The sequence below is a fragment of the Streptomyces sp. NPDC096012 genome (assembly GCF_040426375.1).
Lineage (GTDB): Bacteria > Actinomycetota > Actinomycetes > Streptomycetales > Streptomycetaceae > Streptomyces.
The window spans coordinates 53765-72565 of sequence record NZ_JBEOTD010000008.1 but is presented as its reverse complement, the minus strand read 5'-3'; the positions used below and the strand labels follow the sequence as shown (position 1 = coordinate 72565).

Below are 18801 nucleotides of genomic sequence, written 5' to 3'. Positions count from 1 at the left end.
ACGCACCATCGTTCTGCACCAGGAGGCACCCCGCGATGTCGGTCCCCCAGCTCAGCGACGAGCAGCGCGGCGAGGAGATCCTCGCCGTCTTCGACACCGCCTTCGGCCGGCTCCTGGCCGCCGACCCGGCCGCGTTCCGGGTGAAGTTCCGGAAGATGGCGGCCTCCGCCTTCGCGTTCTACCGGGGCACGGCGGCCCTCTTCTACCACGACCTGGACGCGGAGAAGCGCGGCGGCCCCTACCTGGACGACCGCACCTCGCGCGTGTGGATCCACGGCGACCTGCACGCCGAGAACTTCGGCACCTACATGGACTCCAACGGCCGCCTGGTCTTCAACGTCAACGACTTCGACGAGGCCTACGTCGGCCCCTTCACCTGGGACCTCAAGCGCTTCTCGGCCTCCATCGCCCTCATCGGGTACGCGAAGGCGCTCAGCGACGAGCAGATCACCGAGCTGGTGACGGTCTACGCGGCCGCCTACCGCGAGCGGATCCACGCCCTGGCGACCGGCGCCAAGAGCGACGAGGTGCCGCCGTTCACGCTGGACACCGCGGAGGGTCCGCTGCTGGACGCGCTGCGTGACGCCCGCGCGCTGACCCGCTTCGGGCTGCTGGACTCGATGACCGAGATCCGCGACTTCGAGCGCCGGTTCGCGCCCGACGGCGGCTCCATCGAGCTGGACGCGGCGACCCGGTACAAGGTGCTGGCCGCCTTCGACGGCTACCTGGAGACGCTGCCGGACTCCTCGCTGGCCCGCCCGGACTCCTACCGCGTGAAGGACGTCGTCGGCCGCCGGGGCATCGGCATCGGCTCGGCCGGCCTGCCGTCGTACAACATCCTGCTGGAGGGGCACAGCGACGCCCTGGAGAACGACGTCGTGATCTACATCAAGCAGGCCCAGACCCCGGCCGTCTCCCGGCACATCACGGACCCGGCGATCGCCGGGTACTTCCAGCACGAGGGCCACCGCACGGTGATCTCCCAGCGCGCCCTGCAGGCGCACGCCGACCCGTGGCTGGGCTGGACCGAGCTGGACGGCTCCGGTCAGCTGGTCGCCGAGGTGTCGCCGTACGCGGTCGACCTGGGCTGGGGCGACATCGACGACCCGGAGGAGATCGCGGCCGTCGTCGCCGATCTGGGCCGGGCCACCGCCACCATGCACGCGGCCGCCGACGACACCTCCGGCGAGTCCCTGGTGCCGTTCTCCACCGAGCGGGCCATCGACGCGGCGCTCGCGGCCGACGAGGAGGGCTTCGCCCCGCTCCTGGTGGACTTCGCGCACGCCTACGGCGCACGCGCGCGTGCCGACCACCAGATCTTCCTCGACCTGTTCCGCAACGGCCGGATTCCGGGACTGTGACCTCCGCGGTCTCACAGGCACCCCTTAGGGGTCCCTTAACCGCGTACGTGACAGACTCTCCTCTCGCTATGGACATATCCGGGACCCAGCTCAGAGCCGTGCGCGCGGCGCTGTTCACGGCCTTCGTCGTGACGCTCAGCACCGCGTCGCACGTGCTGCTGTCCCGGGCCCCCCTGCCGGCGGCGAGCGTGGCCGTGGTCACCGCCGGAGTGTTCGTCACCGCGTACGCGCTGGCGGGCCGCGAGCGCGGCTTCGGCCGGATCGCGGCCCTGCTGATCCCGCTGGAGCTGGCCGCCGACACCGTGCTCACCGGCGGCCAGGACACCTGCTACGGCCGGGCGGGCGGCCCCGTCGCGGGCCCGCTGCACGCGCTCGGCCTCGACGTGCTGTGCGAGGGGCGGGTGGGCACGCCGCTGGCCCGGGTGGCCGGCGATCCCGACCGCGCGGCCGCCCTGCTCTCCCAGGCCGGCCCGGACTCCGCCTGGCTGCTGCTCGCCGCGCACGTGGGCGTGGGCCTGCTCGCCGCCGCCTGGCTGCGCCGGGGCGAGCGGGCGCTGGCACAGCTGCTGCACGCGGTCGCCGGCGCCACGTTCCGGCCGCTGCTGCTCGCGGTGTCCGCGGTCGCGGTGCGGACGGCCCCGGCGCGCCGGACGCCCCGTCCGGCGCCGCGCCGCGCCGCCGTCCGCGACCTGCTGCTCGTGTACTCCCTGGGACGGCGTGGACCGCCGTGCTCGCCCGTCACCGCCCTCCTCTGAGCGCGGCGCGAGAACGGCTGAGCACGACCAGTCCCCCACACGTATCCCGCGTACAACCCGTGCGCGTCCCACATGGAGATCACCCACATGAGCAAGCGGAACAGCCAGACGGCGAAGACGGCGGCGCGGGAGCGGCTGCGCCAGGAACGCGAGCGGCAGGCCAAGCGCGACAAGGCCAAGCGGCAGATCGTCGTGGCCGCATCGGTGGTGGCCGTGCTCGCGGCGGCCGGCGGCATCGGCTACGCCGTCGTCCAGGCCAACAAGCCCGGTTACTGGGACGGCCTGAAGGACGCCGAGGTCACCGCCCCGGCCCACACCACGGGCGCGAAGGGCACCACGGTCGTCATCGGCAAGGACAGCGCCAAGAAGACGCTGAAGGTGTACGAGGACCCGCGCTGCCCGGTGTGCGCCCAGTTCGAGCAGACCGTGGGCTCGACCGTGAAGAAGGACCTCGACGACGGCAAGTTCAAGATCCAGTTCACCGGTGCCACGTTCCTGGACGGTGACTCGCTGAAGAACGGCAAGATCGGCGCCAACGGCGAGGGCTCCAAGAACGCGCTGAGCGCGCTCGGCGCCGCCCTGAACGTGTCCCCGGACGCCTTCCTCGAGTACAAGAGCGCGCTCTACTCCGCCAAGTTCCACCCGCAGGAGACGGACGACAAGTTCAAGAGCGACGACTACCTCCTCAAGGTCGCCGCCTCCGTCCCGGCGCTGAAGGGCAACGCCAAGTTCGAGCAGGCCGTGAAGAACGGCACCTACGACGCCTGGGCGCTGGCCATGTCGAAGACGTTCGACACCAACAAGGACGGCGTCACCGGCACCCCGGGCTTCGTCATGGACGGCAAGCAGCTGACGGCCGACGGCAAGCGCGCCCCGCTCCTGACCGTCGCCGACTTCGAGCGCGTGGTGGGCGCCGCCCTCAAGGGCTGACATCCCGCCGGACCGCCGATGAATCCGTGAAGAGCGGGCGAACATTCGGAGTTCGCCCGCTCTCGCGCATACCGATCAGTAACCTGATCGACCGTGACCAGTCGATACAGACCAGCCGAGGCACTTCAGGGCCTCAACTCGTTCTCGCCCCGCCGCCGTACGGTCGTCAAGGCCGCGGCGGCGACCGCTGTCCTGGCCGGCCCGCTCGCCGCCGCCCTGCCGGCCCGCGCCGCCACGGACGCCCCCGCCTTCCTGCACGGCGTCGCCTCCGGCGACCCGCTCCCCGACGGCATCCTGCTATGGACCCGGATCACCCCGGTCCCGGATGCGATACCCGGCTCCGGGAACGGCCCGGACACCGAGGTGAGCTGGACCGTCGCCACGGACAAGGCGCTGACGAACGTCGTCGCCAAGGGCTCCACCACCGCGACGGCCGCCTCCGACCACACCGTGAAGGCCGACATCCGCGGGCTGCGGCCGGCCACCGACTACTGGTTCCGTTTCTCGGCCGGCGGCACCGACTCGCCGGTGGCGCGCACCCGCACCGCGCCGGCGGCGGACGCGGCCGTCCCCGGCCTGCGCTTCGGCGTGGTCTCCTGCGCCAACTGGGAGGCGGGCTACTTCTCCGCCTACCGTCACCTCGCGGCGCGCAACGACCTCGACGCGTGGCTGCACCTCGGCGACTACATCTACGAGTACAAGTCCGGTGAGTACGGCACCCGCGGCAAGGTCGTCCGCCCGCACGCGCCGGCGAACGAGATCCTCACCCTCGCCGACTACCGCGTCCGGCACGCCAAGTACAAGACGGACCCCGACCTGCAGGCGCTGCACCTGACGGCGCCGGTCATCGCGATCTGGGACGACCACGAGTTCGCCGACAACGCCTGGTCCGGCGGCGCGGTCAACCACACCGAGGGGGCCGAGGGCACCTGGTCGGCCCGTCAGGCCGCCGCCAAGCAGGCCTACTTCGAGTGGATGCCGGTCCGCCCGGCGATCGCGGGGACCACCTACCGCCGGCTGCGCTTCGGCAGGCTCGCCGACCTCTCCCTGCTGGACCTGCGATCCTTCCGCTCCCAGCAGGCGACCACGGCCAGCGGCTCGGTGGACGACCCGGACCGCACGCTCACCGGGCGCGCCCAGCTCGACTGGCTCAAGGCCGGCCTGAAGGCCTCCGACACCAGGTGGCGGCTGGTCGGGAACTCGGTGATGATCTCGCCGTTCTCCTTCGGCTCCCTCTCCGCGGACCTGTTCAAGCCGCTCGCCAAGCTGCTGGGCCTGCCGCAGGAGGGCATCGCCGCCAACACCGACCAGTGGGACGGCTACACCGACGACCGCCGTGAGCTGCTCGGCCATCTGCGGTCCAACGCCATCGGCAACACCGTCTTCCTGACCGGCGACATCCACATGTCGTGGGCCAACGACGTGCCGGTCGACGCCGGGACCTACCCGCTCTCCGCCTCCGCGGCCACCGAGTTCGTGATCACCTCGGTGACCTCGGACAACCTCGACGACATCGTGAAGGCGCCGGAGGGCACCGTCTCCGCGATCACCGCGCCGGTCATCAAGGCCGCCAACCGGCACGTCCACTGGGTGGACACCGACCGGCACGGCTACGGCGTCCTGGACATCACCGCCGACCGGGCGCAGATGGACTACTACGTCCTGTCCGACCGTACGAACGCCGACGCCACCTCCACCTGGGCGCGTTCGTACCGCACCCGCAGCGGCACGCAGAAGGTCGAGCGGACCTACGACCCGGTGTAACCGCTCACCGGGGCGCCGCGCTCAGCCGAGCGACTCGAGGAAGCCGAGCGCCACCCGCCAGGTGGCCTCGGCCGCCTCCTCGTCGTAGTCGGGCGACTCGGGGTCGGTGTAGAGGTGCCCGGCGCCGGGATAGCGGTGGATCTCCACGTCGGCGCCCGCCCGGCCCATCTGCAGGTACCAGGCGCTCAGCCAGTCGTCCGTCTCGAACGGGTCCGGCTCGGCCACGTGCAGCTGCACCGGCAACTCGTCCGCCTCGGCGTTCGGCGCGAGGTCCGAGGTGCCGTGCAGGAGCAGCAGGCCGCGCGCCTTGTCGTCGCCGAGGGCGAGGGTCTGGGCGACGGAGGCACCGAGCGAGAACCCGGCGTACACCAGCCCCCGGTCCGAGTAGGGCGCGGCCGCCAGCACCGCCCGCTTGAGCAGTTCCTCCTTGCCCAGCTCCTCCTTGTACGCCATGCCCTCCTCGACGGTGTCGAACGTGCGCCCCCCGAAGAGGTCCGGCGTCCACACCTCGTGGCCCGCCGCGCGCAGCCGGTCGGCGGCCGCGCGCACCGCGGGCCGGAGCCCGTAGGTCGAGTGAAAGAGCATGATGTTCATGAGGCCATGGTGCCAGCCGGGGGCGGCCCGGCCGCACCGCGGCCCTACCCATCCTGGCCGCGAAAACACATGTTCATCCCCCCGCGAGCCGGGTTAGGCGCCCAGGCATGGAGAACGTACTCCGCCCCCTGATCGTGTTCGGCGGCTCGGTACTGCTCACCCTTGCCATCGGGTGGGCCACCGACCGGCTGCTGCGCACCGCCGACGAACGCAGCCCCGACTCCCCGCTGTGGGAGCTGCTGCGGCGCGGGCGCATCCCCTACCAGCTCGTCCTGTGCAGCGCACTGCTCAGAGGCTCCTACGACCACGCGAAACTCCTGGAACAGCACCGGGTCGGCCTCGGCCGCACGCTGACCCTGGTGCTCATCGGCTCCGCCGCCTGGCTGGCGATCCGGATCGCCGCGGCGATCGTGGAGACCTCCTACAGCCGCTACGCGCGCGCCCACCGCGACGCGGCCCGGGTACGCCGGGTGCGCACCCAGGTGGAACTGATCATGCGGGTGGTCTCGGCGATCGTCATCGTCGTGGCGATCGCCTCGATGCTGCTCACCTTCCCGGCGATGCGCGCCGCGGGCGCCTCACTGCTGGCCTCGGCGGGCATCCTGGGCATCGTGGCCGGTGTGGCCGCCCAGTCGACGCTGTCGAACATGTTCGCGGGCCTGCAGATCGCCTTCGGCGACATGGTGCGCATCGGCGACACGGTCGTCGTGGACGGCGAGTGGGGCACGGTCGAGGAGATCACCCTGACGTTCCTGACGGTCCGCACGTGGGACGAGCGCCGGATCACCATGCCGGTGTCGTACTTCACGTCCAAGCCGTTCGAGAACTGGTCCCGCGGCACCCCGCAGATGACCGGCACCGTCTTCTGGTACCTCGACCACAGCGCGCCCATCGAGGCGATGCGCGAGAAGCTGCGCGACATCCTGCGCGAGTGCCCGGCCTGGGACGGCCGCGCCTGCAACCTGGTGGTGACCGACACCACGGCGAACACCATGGAGGTGCGGGCGCTGGTGACCGCGAAGGACGCCGACGACATCTGGACGGTACGGATCACGGTGCGCGAGCGCATGATCACCTGGCTGTCGACCGAGCACCCGTACGCGCTGCCCCGGGTCAACACCTCGGAGGCCGTGCTCCCGCCGTACCGGGTCCCCTCCCCCGACCACTCCTCGCTCCGCAAGGCGTACGAGTTCCCGCGCACGGGCCGCGGCTGACCCGCCGCTCCCCGCCCAGGGCCCCCGGTGGCCGGCCCGGGCTCTGCCCGCGCAGAGGCCGGCGGCCGGTGGCCGGCCCAGGTCGTGCGGAGGCTCTCAGCGGAGGCTGCGCACGTCGAGATGGCGAAGCACCCGGTCCACGATCTCCGGGTCGGCCCCCGGCTCGCTCCGCGCCGCCAGCACCTCGTGCCGGGCGGCGCTGAGCATCTCGGACTGGATGCGCCGGATCCGCTTGAGCCGCTTGACCCGCTGGCCCTGCGCCTCTCGCCGCTCCTCCTCGCCGATGTCCGGACTGATCCGGATGCCGATCTCGAAGGCCCGGCGCAGCATCTGCTCGGAGAGGTCCTCGGGCAGGTCCTCCACCTGCTCGATCTCCCGCAGCCGGCGCTTCGCCGCCTTCGCGGCCCGCACCGCCAGATCCTTCTCGAGCTCCTTCTCCCGCTCGGAGTCGGCCTGCACCCCGAGCCACCTCACCAGCCAGGGCAACGTCAGCCCCTGCAGCACGAGCGTGGCGACGATCACCCCGAAGGCGATGAAGATGATCTCGTCGCGGTCGGGGAACGGCGCCCCGTCGTCGGTCTTCAGCGGAACGGCCAGCGCCAGTGCCACCGAGGCCACCCCGCGCATCCCGGACCACCACATGATGATGGTCTCCCGCCAGCTCACCGGGATCTCCTCGTCGTAGTCCCGGCGGGCGTGCAGCCGCTTGGTCAGCCAGGTGGCGGGCAGCAGCCACAGCAGCCGTACGACGATCACCACGCCCGCGACGGCCGCCGCCCAGCCGAGCATCTCGGCCCACCGCCCCTGGGCGGTGCGGATGGCGTTGTGCAGCTCCAGGCCGATCAGCCCGAAGGCGACGCCGGTGACGAGGGTGTCGATGATGTCCCAGAAGGTGTGCCCGGCGAGCCGGGTCATCACGTCGTCGGCGCCGGTGGCGTACTCGGCGAGGAAGAGGGCCGTGGTGAGCACGGCGAGCACGCCCGAGCCGTGCAGCTTCTCCGCCAGCACGTAGGAGGCGTACGGCACCAGCAGGGTCAGGCCGATCTGCAGGGTGGGATCGCCCAGCAGGTCCATCACCCGGTTCGCGCCCCAGCCGAGCGCCAGGCCCACGGCCACCGCGACGACGGCGGACAGCACCAGGTCCAGACCCGCCCGCCAGGGCGAGAAGGTGCCGCTCACGGCGGCGGCGATCGCCACGTGGTACAGCACGATGGCGGTGACGTCGTTGAAGAGCCCCTCGCCCTCCAGGATCGACACCAGGCGGCGCGGCAGCCCGAGTTGCCCGGCGACGCTCGTCGCGGCGACCGGGTCGGGCGGGGCAATCAGGGCGCCGAGCGCGATGGCGGCGGCCATCGGCAGCCCGGGCACGATCGCGTTCGCCACGAGCGCGACGCACACCATCGTGACGAACACCAGGGCGACGGCGAGCAGGAAGATCGGGCGGACGTTGGCCGCGAACTGCCGCCAGGAGGTCCGGCGTACGGCGGCGTAGAGCAGCGGCGGCAGCAGCGCCGGGAGGATCAGGTCGGGCGGGATGTCCACGTTGGGCACGAAGGTGGCCACCGCCAGGGCCCCGCCGAACAGCGTCATCAGGACCGGCGCCGGCACGCCGAAGCGGTCCCCCACGGGAACGCTCACCAGCGCCCCGAGCAGCAGGACGAACAACAGGGCCAACTGGTCCACGGCCGGCGCTCCGAGGGGTCGACGATCACACGGGAGGCCTCCAGCCTGCCATCCGCCGGCGGGAAAGCGTGGCTCTACAGGGCGCGGCGCATCGCCCGGTGCGGTATGCCCGCGTCCGGGAACTCCGGGCCGTAGGCCGCGTACCCAAGCCGCTCGTAGAAGCCGAGCGCGTGGGTCTGCGCGTGCAGGTCCACCGCCGCCAGGCCGCGCGCGCGTGCCACGTCCTCGATGGCCCGCACCAGTGCCGCGCCGACGCCGAGACCGCGTGCCTCCCGGGAGACCGCGAGCCGTCCGAGGGAGCCGACGGCCGGGTCGCCGCCGGTCTTCCCGGCGGCCGCGTCGCCGTGCAGCAGCCGCCCGGTGCCGAGCGGCACGCCGTCCTCGCGGATCGCCAGCACATGGACGGCGACACGGTCGTAGGCGTCGTACTCGATGTCCTCGGCGACGCCCTGCTCGACGACGAAGACCTCCTTGCGGACCGCGAAGCAGGCCTCGCGGTCGGCGGGGTCCTCGGCGACGCGCACGGTGTACGGCGTGCTCACGCGTACGTCTCCTCGCGGACCTGGTCGAGGGCCTGCTGCAGGTCGTCGGGGTAGTCGCTGGCGAACTCCACCCACTGCCCGTCCCCGGGATGCTCGAAGCCGAGCCGCACGGCGTGCAGCCACTGGCGGGTCAGGCCCAGCCGCTTGGCGAGCGTCGGGTCGGCGCCGTAGGTGAGGTCGCCGACGCAGGGGTGGCGGTGGGCGGCCATGTGGACGCGGATCTGGTGGGTGCGGCCGGTCTCCAGCTTCACGTCCAGCAGGGAGGCGGCGCGGAAGGCCTCGACGAGGTCGTAGTGGGTGACCGAGGGCTTGCCCTCGGCCGTGACCGCCCACTTGTAGTCGTGGTTCGGGTGGCGGCCGATCGGGGCGTCGATCGTGCCGCTCGTCGGGTCCGGGTGGCCCTGGACCAGGGTGTGGTAGCGCTTGTCGACCGTGCGCTCCTTGAACTGGCGCTTGAGCGAGGTGTAGGCGCGCTCCGACTTGGCGACCACCATCAGACCCGAGGTGCCGACGTCGAGGCGGTGCACGATGCCCTGGCGCTCGGCGGCACCCGAGGTGGAGATCCGGTACCCGGCGGCCGCGAGGCCGCCGATGACGGTGGGGCCCGACCAGCCCGGCGACGGGTGCGCGGCCACGCCGACCGGCTTGACGATCACCACCACGTCCTCGTCGTCGTGCACGATCTCCATGCCCTCGACGGGCTCGGCGACCACCTGCACCGGCGCGGGCGCCTGCGGCATCTCGACCTCGAGCCAGGCGCCGCCGTGCACCCGCTCGGACTTGCCGACCACCCCGCCGTCGACCTGGACCTTGCCGGCCGCGGCCAGCTCGGCCGCCTTCGTGCGGGAGAAGCCGAACATGCGGGAGATGGCGGCGTCGACGCGCTCGCCCTCCAGGCCGTCGGGCACGGGCAGGGTTCGGATCTCGGGGTTCGGGCTCACCCGTCGAGTATGCCGGACGGACCGGACGGCTCCGAACGGGCCTGTGGACAACCTCCCGGCGGAGCATGCCACCCGGGTCCCGGCGGACCGTGCCGTCCAGTCCTGGCGGACCGGGCCGTCCGGGTCCGGGCCGCGGGCCTCAGTCCTGGTGGGACCGGGCCGCCCGGGTCCGGACCGCGGGCCTCAGCCCTGGTGGACCGGGCCGCCCGGGTCCGGGCCGCGGGCCTCAGTCCTGGTGGGACCGGGCCGCCCGGGTCCGGGCCGCGGGCCTCAGTCCTGGTGGGACCGGGCCGCCCGGGTCCGGACCGCGGGCCTCAGTCCTTGTGGACCGTGCCGTCCGGGTCCAGGCCGCGGAAGGACAGCAGCACGATCAGGATGCCGCCGCACACGATCGCGGAGTCGGCGAGGTTGAAGACCGCGAAGCCCTTGGGTGCGATGAAGTCGACGACCTCGCCCTCGAAGAGCCCGGGGGCCCGGAAGACGCGGTCGGTGAGGTTGCCGAGCGCGCCGCCGAGCAGCAGGCCGAGCGCGATCGCCCAAGGGAAGCTGTAGAGCTTGCGGGCCAGCCGGATGATCACCACGATCACGGCGGCCGCGATGAGCGTGAAGATGATCGTGAAGGCCGCACCGAAGCCGAAGGCGGCCCCCGGGTTGCGGATGGCGTGCAGCTCCAGCCAGTCCCCGACGACCTCGATGGGGGCGTGGTGCTCCAGCTTCGCGACCACGAGCAGCTTGCTGATCAGGTCGACGGCGTACGCGAAGGCGGCGACCGCGAACAGCACGGCGATGCGGCGCCCGCGCCCGGTCCGCCGCCGCGCCGCGGTCTCCCGCGAGTCCGCGCCGGGCACCCCGGACTCGCGGGACGCCCCGGATCCGGCGGGCACCGCGGCCCCCGTCCGCTCGCCGCCGTCGCCCGGGGTCTTCGGCGTACCGATGGTGCGCTCCACCTCTGCCACGTGAGTCCCTCAACCTAGGTGCCTGACTGGGGACGAGACTACGGCACACCCCCACAGGGCCCCACGCTCAGGAGCGGCGTTCCTGTTTCTGCTTGCACTCCACGCACAGCGTGGCCCTCGGGAAGGCCTGCATCCGGGCCTTGCCGATGGGGTTCCCGCAGTTCTCGCACAGTCCGTAGGTGCCCGCGTCCAGCCGTTCCAGCGCCCGCTCGGTCTGGATGAGCATCTCGCGCGCGTTGGCGGCCAGCGCCATCTCGTGCTCGCGTGTGATGTTCTTGGTGCCGGTGTCGGCCTGGTCGTCGCCCGCACCGTCACCGGAGTCCCGCATCAGGCCGACGAGGGAGGCCTCCGACGAGGTGATCTCCGCCCGCAGCCGTTCCATCTCGGACTGCAGCTCCGTGCGCGCCTCCTCGACCTCTTCCGGGGTCCAGGGATCCTCGCCGGGGCGCACCGCCAGTTCGCCGGGCTCGGCCGCACCGGCCCGCGCCTTGGGGACACCGGTCTCCGCCGTGGCCGTGCCAGGAGTCTTCTTCGCAACCACCGTCGTGGCTCCCGTCTGCTTCGCGGCCCGCGCCGCGCCCGGTTTCTTGGCCGTGCTCTTCGCGGCCGTCTCCGCGGAGACCCGCTCGCCGTCCGCCTTCCCGCCGCCCGACTTCCCCCCGAGCGTCTTCCCCGCCGCCGGCTCCTTGTGCGTCACCGGCTTCTTGGCGCCCGGCCTCTCCTCGGCGACCTTCCGGGCCGCGGCCTTGCCGGCCGGTGCCTGGCGGGTGACGGCCTTCCCGGCCGCCGTCCTCCCGGCCGCCGTCTTCTTGACCTCCGCCTTCCCGGCCGGCCTCTCGACGCCGTCCGTCCTCTTCGCGACGGCCCCCTTCGTGGCGGCCTTCCTCGCAGCGGACGTCTTCGTGGCGGGCTCCTTCGCAACGGGTGTCTTCGTGGCGGGCTCCTTCCCAGCGGGCGTCTTCGCGACGGGCTCCTTCGCAGCGGACGTCTTCGCGACCGACCTCTTCGTGGCCGCCTTCGCCGCGGTCACCGCATCGGCCGCCCTCTTCGTCACCGTCTTCCTGGCGGGCGCCTTCTCGGTCGGCGTCTTCCTGGCCGGCGTCTTCTCCGCCGGCGCCTTACCGGCCCGTGCCGTGCCGGCGGGTGCCTTCTGGCCGGCGCTCTTCCCGGCCTCGCCGCCGGAGGCGGCCATACCGGAGGAGGCGGCCGCGCCCCTGGTCCGGCCGGTCGCCGGGTGCTCTACGGCGGTCTTTTTCGCCACCATGGCCGCGGCCCCTTCACATATTGTGATCTCGCACGCGAATCGTGCTGGGACGATAAATCGACTTGAGTCCCGCGGCAACGGGGCACACCGCCCGATTCGCCCGCCCACACCCCCCACGCAGCGGGCCTGCATGCGTTGTGCCCAGCTCCCCGGCGGGTAATCCGCCCGGCGGAGCTCCGCGGAGGCGAGTGCTCCACCCCTCGCCATTCGGGTCAGCCCGGCCGGCCCCCGGGCCGCCGTCCCGGGGCCCGGAAAACCGGTCCGCCGCTGTCCGCGCGGCGCCGTACACTGGGCGGAGCGAGAAGCGTGGATGGGGACGAGTAGCGGCGTACGCAGCCCAGAGCGACCCGGGGACGGTGTGAGCCCGGGGGCGAGCGCGACGTGAAGATCACCCCGGAGCCGCCGGAGGAAAGCCGCAGCCGACAGGCGGGGGCGAGTAGAACCGGCTTCGCGACCCCAATGAGGGGGCTCACCGGCGTGTACGGCGCGGCGGAGGGCCAAGGAGGGTGGTACCGCGGGAGCGCGCCGCACACGGCGTAGACAGGATCGAAGGCTCTCGTCCCTCCGACGGAAGGCAGCAAGTCCGTTGGAGGATGCTCGCAGATGACAGCGCCGACGTACCGCCAGGTGCCCGCTCAGGTCGACCTGCCCGCTCTTGAGCACGCCGTGCTCGAATTCTGGCGCGACCAGAAGATCTTCGCCAAGAGCCTGGAGCAGTCCGAGGGCCGCCCCGAGTGGGTGTTCTACGAGGGCCCGCCCACCGCCAACGGCATGCCCGGCGCCCATCACATCGAGGCCCGCGTCTTCAAGGACGTCTTCCCCCGCTTCCGCACGATGCGCGGCTACCACGTGGCCCGCAAGGCCGGCTGGGACTGCCACGGCCTGCCGGTGGAGCTGGCGGTCGAGAAGGAGCTGGGCTTCTCCGGCAAGCAGGACATCGAGGCGTACGGCATCGCCGAGTTCAACGCCAGGTGCCGCGAGTCGGTGACCCGGCACACGGACGCCTTCGCCGAGCTGACGACCCGCATGGGCTACTGGGTCGACCTGGACGACGCCTACCGGACCATGGACCCGGAGTACGTCGAGTCGGTCTGGTGGTCGCTGAAGGAGATCTTCACCAAGGATCTGCTGGTCCAGGACCACCGCGTCGCCCCCTGGTGCCCGCGCTGCGGCACCGGCCTGTCCGACCACGAGCTGGCGCAGGGCTACGAGACGGTCGTCGACCCGTCCGTGTACGTCCGTTTCCCGCTCACCTCCGGCCCCCTCGCCGGTGAGGCCGCGCTCCTGGTGTGGACGACGACCCCCTGGACCCTGGTGTCCAACACGGCGGTCGCCGCGCACCCGGACGTCACCTACGTCGTCGCGACGAACGGCGAGGAGCAGCTCGTCGTCGCCGAGCCGCTGCTCGCCAAGGCGCTCGGCGAGGGCTGGGAGGCCACCGGCCGGACGTTCACCGGCGCCGAGATGGAGCGCTGGACGTATCAGCGCCCCTTCGAGCTGGTGGAGTTCCCGGAACCGGCGCACTACGTGGTCAACGCCGAGTACGTCACCACCGAGGACGGTACGGGTCTGGTCCACCAGTCCCCCGCCTTCGGTGAGGACGACCTCAAGGTCTGCCGCGCCTACGGCCTGCCCGTGGTCAACCCGGTCCGCCCCGACGGCACCTTCGAGGAGGACGTGCCCCTGGTCGGCGGCGTCTTCTTCAAGAAGGCCGACGAGAGGCTCACCGAGGACCTGGCGCAGCGCGGCCTCCTCTTCAAGCACCTGCCGTACGAGCACAGCTACCCGCACTGCTGGCGCTGCCACACCGCGCTGCTCTACTACGCGCAGCCCTCCTGGTACATCCGCACGACGGCGATCAAGGACCGCCTCATCCAGGAGAACGAGAAGACCAACTGGTTCCCGGAGACGGTCAAGCACGGCCGCTTCGGCGACTGGCTGAACAACAACGTCGACTGGGCGCTGTCCCGCAACCGCTACTGGGGCACCCCGCTGCCGATCTGGCGCTGCGAGGACGACCACCTCACCTGCGTCGGCTCCCGCGCGGAGCTGACCGAGCTGACCGGCACCGACCAGTCGGACCTGGACCCGCACCGCCCGTACATCGACGAGGTCACCTTCGCCTGCCGCCACGACGGCTGCGGGAAGACGGCCACGCGCGTACCGGAGGTCATCGACGCCTGGTACGACTCGGGATCCATGCCCTTCGCGCAGTGGGGCTACCCGTACAAGAACAAGGAACTGTTCGAGAGCCGCTACCCGGCGCAGTTCATCTCCGAGGCGATCGACCAGACGCGAGGGTGGTTCTACACCCTCATGGCCGTCGGCACACTGGTCTTCGACAAGTCGTCGTACGAGAACGTCGTGTGCCTCGGCCACATCCTCGCCGAGGACGGCCGCAAGATGTCCAAGCACCTGGGCAACATCCTGCAGCCGATCCCGCTCATGGACCAGCACGGCGCGGACGCGGTGCGCTGGTTCATGGCAGCCGGCGGTTCCCCGTGGGCGGCCCGCCGGGTCGGCCACGGCACCATCCAGGAGGTCGTCCGCAAGACCCTGCTGACGTACTGGAACACGGTCGCCTTCCAGGCCCTGTACGCCCGCACGTCGAGCTGGGCGCCGAGCGCGGCCGACCCGGCCCCGGCCGAGCGCCCGCTGATCGACCGGTGGCTGCTGTCCGAGCTGCACGCGCTCACCGACCAGGTGACCCGGGCGCTGGAGGCGTACGACACCCAGCGCGCCGGGAAGCTGCTGTCCGCGTTCGTCGACGACCTGTCGAACTGGTACGTCCGCCGTTCGCGCCGCCGCTTCTGGCAGGGCGACAAGGCCGCGCTGCGCACGCTGCACGAGGTGCTGGAGACGGTCACGAAGCTGATGGCGCCCATCACCCCCTTCATCACCGAGCGGGTGTGGCAGGACCTGATCGTCCCGGTCAGCCCGGGTGCGCCGGAGTCGGTGCACCTGGCGTCCTGGCCGCAGGCGGACCTCGGCGCGATCGACCCGGAGCTGTCCCGGCAGATGGTCCTGGTCCGCCGGCTGGTGGAGCTGGGCCGCGCCACGCGCGCGGAGTCGGGCGTCAAGACGCGCCAGCCGCTGTCCCGCGCGCTGATCGCGGCCGCCGGCTTCGAGTCCCTCGACCCCGAGCTGCACACCCAGATCACGGAGGAGCTGAACGTCTCCTCGCTGGCGTCCCTCTCGCAGGTCGGCGGCTCGCTGGTCGACACCACCGCCAAGGCCAACTTCCGTGCGCTCGGCAAGCGGTTCGGCAAGCGGGTGCAGGACGTGGCCAAGGCCGTCGCGGCCGCCGACGCCGCCGCGCTGTCCCTGGCCCTGCGTGAAGGCACGGCCTCGGTGGAGGTCGACGGTGAGACGATCACCCTCGCCCACGACGAGGTGATCATCACCGAGACTCCGCGGGAGGGCTGGTCGGTGGCCTCCGACTCGGGCGCCACGGTCGCACTGGACCTGGAGATCACCGAGGAACTGCGGCAGGCGGGCCTCGCCCGTGACGCGATCCGCCTCATCCAGGAGGCCCGCAAGAACAGCGGCCTGGACGTGACCGACCGGATCGCGCTGCGCTGGACGTCGACGGACCCCGTGGTGATCGCGGCGCTGAACGAGTACGCGGAGCTGATCGCCGAAGAGGTACTGGCGACCGACTTCCGCCAAGGTGAGGCCCCCGAGGGCTTCGGCGAGCCGTTCACCGACGAGGGACTGTCCCTCACGTTCCGGCTGCGCAAGGCGTAGACGCGCGGGCGCCCGCGCGCAGGCGCACGGGCGTGAGCGCGGAGGCGCACCGGCGTGAGCGCGAGGGCGTAGCCGCCCGGTCGTCGAGAAGGGCCCGGTCTCCGGTTCGGAGGCCGGGCCCTTCCGACGGATGCGCGGTCACCGGTTCGGAGGCCGGCCCTTCCGACAGATGCGCCGCCGCAGATGGCCGTGCGCGGTTCCCCGCGCCCCTGAGTGGGTCCTGCGAGCGGTGGTCGCGTGGTTCCCGGCGCCTTATGGCCGGTCCACCTCGCGACCTCCGGGCCCCGGGGCAGTCCACCTCGCGACCTCCGGGCGCCTCCGGGCCCCCGGAGCAGTCCACCTCGCGGGGGCCCCGGGGGCAGACCGCCAACGCTGACCACCCCGTTCCCCGCACCCCGGACCAGTCCACCCCACGACGGCCACGCGCTTCCCCGCACCCCGGACCAGTCCACCCCACGACGGCCACGCGGTTCCCCGCATCCCCGGACCAGTCCAACCCCACGACGGCCACGCGCTTCCCCGCATCCCCGGACCAGTCCAACCCCACGACGGCCACGCGCTTCCCCGCATCCCCGGACCAGTCCAACCCCACGACGGCCACGCGGTTCCCCGCGCCCTGAGTGGGTCCTGCGAGCGGTGGTCGGGTGGTTCCCCGGCCCTTCCGTCTCAACGCGCGTAAAAAGGGCGGGACCCCGGATGGTGATCCGGGGTCCCGCCCTGAACGCTGCCGACGCCTATGGCGTACTACACACCGTGACCGCTGCTCAGTTGTCGTCCTCGTCGATCAGGAACCCGCGCATCGGCGAGGGAGCCTGGCCCATCGGGGACGGACCCTGCGGACGGACCGGGGCCATGGGCTGGGTCATGGCCGGGCTCATCTGCTGCTGGCCGCCGTAGGACGGGCCGGACGGAGCGGACGGGCCGCCCATGCCCTGGTTGCCGCCGTAGGACGGGGCGCTCGCGCCGGCCGGAGCCATCGAGGGCGCCGGGGACGGCGGCAGCGACGCGGTGGCCGGGGTGCGCGGCGGAGCCAGGGAGTCGTCGGCCTGGGTCTCCAGCTGACGCAGCTGGGACTCGAGGTACGACTTCAGACGCGTGCGGTACTCGCGCTCGAAGCCGCGCAGGTCCTCGACCTTGCGCTCCAGCGTGGCGCGCGCGGACTCCAGGGAGCCCATGGCGACGCGGTGCTTCTCCTGCGCGTCCCGCTCCAGCGCGTCGGCCTTGGCACGGGCGTCCCGCTCCAGACCCTCGGCGCGGCTGCGGGCCTCGCCGACGATCTTGTTGGCCTCGGAACGGGCCTCGGCGATCGCCTGGTCGGCGGTCTGCTGGGCCAGCGAGAGGACACGGGCGGCGCTGTCGCCACCGGGGCCCTGACCGGGGCCGCCCATCGGACCACCCATGGGACCGCCCATCGGGCCGCCCATCTGCTGCTGCATGGGCGGCTGGCCGCCCATGGGGCCCTGCCCCATCTGGCCCTGCCCCATCTGGCCCTGGCCCATCGGACCCTGACCCATCGGACCCTGGCCCATCGGGCCGGGACCCTGCGGGCCGCCCTGACCGCCGGGGCCGGCGGGCAGCTGCGGGGCACCGCTCGGCAGCTGCGGCGGACCACCCATGGGGCCGCCCATCTGCTGCTGCGGCGGACCTGATATCCCGGCGGGCACCGGCTGGCCGGGACCTCGCATGCCCTGCTGCTGCTGAGGATGCTGCTGGTCCTGCTCCGGGGGCTTGCGCATGTTCTGCTGGTTCTGGGCAGCAGCGCGCGTGGCCGCGGCCAGCTTGGCGCGCAGGTCCTCGTTCTCGCGGGCCAGACGGGTCAGTTCGGCTTCGACCTCGTCGAGGAAGGCATCGACCTCGTCCTCGTCATAGCCTTCTCGGAGGCGGACGGTCGTGAACTGCTTGTTCCGCACGTCCTCGGGGGTCAACGGCATCTCTTCACCTCAACGTAGTCATCGGCAGTCGGCAAGACCGTATCGTCCACATTCATCTCGCTAGGCTCGTCAGGGAGATGAGGATGTAGACGATGATCATCAGTACGAAGAAGGACAGGTCGAGCGCCACGCCCCCGAGACGCAGCGGCGGGATGAACCGCCGCAGAAGCTTCAGCGGTGGATCGGTGACAGTGTAGGTGGCCTCCAGTACGACCACCATCGCCTTGCCGGGTTGCCACGAGCGGGCGAACTGGAAGACGTAGTCCATGACCAGCCGGAAGATGAGCACGACGAGGAACACCAGCAGCGCGGTGTGGACCACCAGTGCGAACACGCTCATGGTCTGCGCTTCCCTCTCCCCTGCTCCGTGCTCTTCCGTACTTCGATCCGGTCGTGCTTCTCAGCTCTGGTTGAAGAACCCGCCCTCTGCGATGCGGGCCTTGTCCTCCGCCGTGACATCGACGTTAGCAGGAGACAACAGGAACACCTTCTGCGTCACCCGCTCGATACTGCCGTGAAGACCAAACACCAAACCGGCCGCAAAGTCGACAAGTCGCTTCGCGTCTGTGTCATCCATCTCAGTCAGATTCATGATCACCGGGGTGCCTTCACGGAAGTGTTCCCCGATGGTACGGGCCTCGTTGTAGGTCCGCGGGTGCAGCGTGGTGATCCGGTACGGCTCTCGTTCCGACACGACCTTGGGCATGATCACCGGCGCGTTCTTCTCCAGGGACTGACGTTCTTGTGTGATGGACGCCACGGGCGCGATCCGCGCCGGGCGCCCCGATTCCGCGGCGAGCGAAGTCGCACGGGCCACCGGCTCGCGCGGCGCGGGCGGTTGCACGATTCGCACCTCTTCGCCCCTTTGGGGCTGATGTGCGCCGTGCTGGTGTGACGACTCGTGCCGTCGATGGTCCCGCTCGGGCTCCGGGTCCAGTTCGGGCTCGAAGTCGTCGTCGGGATCGAATCCGCGGCCGTCGTACCCATCGTCCTCCACGAGGCCGAGGTAGACCGCCATCTTGCGCATCGCGCCGGCCATGCTCTGAGTCCTCCGCTCTGTGGTGGATCGACTGACGACTGCCAAGTGCCCGCGATCCACGAGGTCGTTGTGCCCGTCTG

The 18801-nt window shown here is 71.7% G+C and carries 15 protein-coding genes; 6 read left to right on the top strand and 9 right to left on the bottom strand.

Annotated elements, in window-relative coordinates:
• Positions 1–35 precede the first annotated feature (35 nt).
• The 4 genes from ABVB68_RS11065 to ABVB68_RS11050 all read left to right on the top strand — a co-directional run bounded on the left by ABVB68_RS11065 (position 36) and on the right by ABVB68_RS11050 (position 4810).
• Positions 36–1361 (top strand): DUF2252 domain-containing protein, encoded by a 1326-nt coding sequence (locus ABVB68_RS11065; protein ID WP_353600744.1) that lies wholly within the window; start codon positions 36–38, stop codon positions 1359–1361.
• A 68-nt stretch (positions 1362–1429) separates the two neighbouring features.
• Complete coding sequence (locus ABVB68_RS11060) at positions 1430–2116, top strand: hypothetical protein (protein ID WP_353600743.1); 687 nt, start codon at positions 1430–1432, stop codon at positions 2114–2116.
• Between the two features lie 87 nt (positions 2117–2203).
• Positions 2204–3046: a thioredoxin domain-containing protein gene (locus ABVB68_RS11055; RefSeq protein WP_353600742.1), complete on the top strand. Its 843-nt coding sequence runs from the start codon at positions 2204–2206 to the stop codon at positions 3044–3046.
• A 93-nt stretch (positions 3047–3139) separates the two neighbouring features.
• Positions 3140–4810: an alkaline phosphatase D family protein gene (locus ABVB68_RS11050; protein ID WP_353600741.1), complete on the top strand. Its 1671-nt coding sequence runs from the start codon at positions 3140–3142 to the stop codon at positions 4808–4810.
• 21 nt (positions 4811–4831) lie between these two features.
• On the opposite strand, the gene ABVB68_RS11045 is transcribed toward ABVB68_RS11050, so the two are convergent.
• Positions 4832–5404 carry a dienelactone hydrolase family protein gene (locus ABVB68_RS11045; protein ID WP_353600740.1) on the bottom strand — a complete coding sequence of 191 codons (573 nt, stop codon included), beginning with the start codon at positions 5402–5404 and terminating at the stop codon, positions 4832–4834.
• Between the two features lie 107 nt (positions 5405–5511).
• Here ABVB68_RS11045 and ABVB68_RS11040 point away from each other — a divergent pair, with 107 nt between their 5' ends.
• On the top strand, positions 5512–6618 hold the full coding sequence (locus ABVB68_RS11040) for a mechanosensitive ion channel family protein (protein WP_353600739.1): 1107 nt from the start codon (positions 5512–5514) through the stop codon (positions 6616–6618).
• 96 nt (positions 6619–6714) lie between these two features.
• Here the strand turns inward: ABVB68_RS11040 and ABVB68_RS11035 are convergent, their stop codons facing one another.
• The 5 genes from ABVB68_RS11035 to ABVB68_RS11015 form a co-directional block, all read right to left on the bottom strand.
• The gene (locus tag ABVB68_RS11035; RefSeq protein WP_353600738.1) at positions 6715–8301 is read right to left on the bottom strand and encodes a Na+/H+ antiporter; all 1587 of its coding nucleotides are present in this window, start codon (positions 8299–8301) and stop codon (positions 6715–6717) included.
• Between the two features lie 74 nt (positions 8302–8375).
• A complete protein-coding gene (locus ABVB68_RS11030; RefSeq protein ID WP_353600737.1) occupies positions 8376–8843 on the bottom strand; it encodes a GNAT family N-acetyltransferase in 468 nt (155 codons plus the stop codon).
• Positions 8840–9784 (bottom strand): RluA family pseudouridine synthase, encoded by a 945-nt coding sequence (locus ABVB68_RS11025; protein WP_353600736.1) that lies wholly within the window; start codon positions 9782–9784, stop codon positions 8840–8842. The genes ABVB68_RS11030 and ABVB68_RS11025 overlap by 4 nt, the downstream gene beginning before the upstream one ends.
• 314 nt (positions 9785–10098) lie before the next feature.
• Positions 10099–10740, bottom strand: coding sequence for a signal peptidase II (gene lspA, locus ABVB68_RS11020; RefSeq protein WP_353600735.1), 642 nt, complete (start codon positions 10738–10740; stop codon positions 10099–10101).
• 67 nt (positions 10741–10807) lie between these two features.
• Complete coding sequence (locus ABVB68_RS11015; protein ID WP_353600734.1) at positions 10808–12004, bottom strand: TraR/DksA family transcriptional regulator; 1197 nt, start codon at positions 12002–12004, stop codon at positions 10808–10810.
• Between the two features lie 603 nt (positions 12005–12607).
• On the opposite strand from ABVB68_RS11015, the gene ileS reads away from it, so the two are divergent.
• Complete coding sequence (ileS, locus tag ABVB68_RS11010) at positions 12608–15751, top strand: isoleucine--tRNA ligase (protein ID WP_353600733.1); 3144 nt, start codon at positions 12608–12610, stop codon at positions 15749–15751.
• A gap of 764 nt (positions 15752–16515) precedes the next feature.
• Here the strand turns inward: ileS and ABVB68_RS11005 are convergent.
• The 3 genes from ABVB68_RS11005 to ABVB68_RS10995 are packed head-to-tail and all read right to left on the bottom strand — an operon-like array spanning position 16516 to position 18721.
• The gene (locus tag ABVB68_RS11005) at positions 16516–17682 is read right to left on the bottom strand and encodes a DivIVA domain-containing protein (protein ID WP_353600732.1); all 1167 of its coding nucleotides are present in this window, start codon (positions 17680–17682) and stop codon (positions 16516–16518) included.
• A gap of 52 nt (positions 17683–17734) precedes the next feature.
• Complete coding sequence (locus ABVB68_RS11000; protein WP_353600731.1) at positions 17735–18022, bottom strand: YggT family protein; 288 nt, start codon at positions 18020–18022, stop codon at positions 17735–17737.
• 60 nt (positions 18023–18082) lie between these two features.
• Positions 18083–18721 carry a cell division protein SepF gene (locus ABVB68_RS10995; protein ID WP_353600730.1) on the bottom strand — a complete coding sequence of 213 codons (639 nt, stop codon included), beginning with the start codon at positions 18719–18721 and terminating at the stop codon, positions 18083–18085.
• Between the last annotated feature and the right edge of the window lie 80 nt (positions 18722–18801).

Excerpts from the sequence above, each read along its gene's own strand:
- ABVB68_RS11045 (WP_353600740.1), bottom strand. The coding sequence starts at position 5,404 with ATGAACATCATGCTCTTTCACTCGACCTACGGGCTCCGGCCCGCGGTG.
- ABVB68_RS11005 (WP_353600732.1), bottom strand. The coding sequence starts at position 17,682 with ATGCCGTTGACCCCCGAGGACGTGCGGAACAAGCAGTTCACGACCGTC.
- ABVB68_RS11055 (WP_353600742.1), top strand. The coding sequence starts at position 2,204 with ATGAGCAAGCGGAACAGCCAGACGGCGAAGACGGCGGCGCGGGAGCGG.
- ABVB68_RS11000 (WP_353600731.1), bottom strand. The coding sequence starts at position 18,022 with ATGAGCGTGTTCGCACTGGTGGTCCACACCGCGCTGCTGGTGTTCCTC.
- ABVB68_RS11060 (WP_353600743.1), top strand. The coding sequence starts at position 1,430 with ATGGACATATCCGGGACCCAGCTCAGAGCCGTGCGCGCGGCGCTGTTC.
- ABVB68_RS11040 (WP_353600739.1), top strand. The coding sequence starts at position 5,512 with ATGGAGAACGTACTCCGCCCCCTGATCGTGTTCGGCGGCTCGGTACTG.
- ABVB68_RS11015 (WP_353600734.1), bottom strand. The coding sequence starts at position 12,004 with ATGGTGGCGAAAAAGACCGCCGTAGAGCACCCGGCGACCGGCCGGACC.
- ABVB68_RS11065 (WP_353600744.1), top strand. The coding sequence starts at position 36 with ATGTCGGTCCCCCAGCTCAGCGACGAGCAGCGCGGCGAGGAGATCCTC.
- ileS (WP_353600733.1), top strand. The coding sequence starts at position 12,608 with ATGACAGCGCCGACGTACCGCCAGGTGCCCGCTCAGGTCGACCTGCCC.
- ABVB68_RS10995 (WP_353600730.1), bottom strand. The coding sequence starts at position 18,721 with ATGGCCGGCGCGATGCGCAAGATGGCGGTCTACCTCGGCCTCGTGGAG.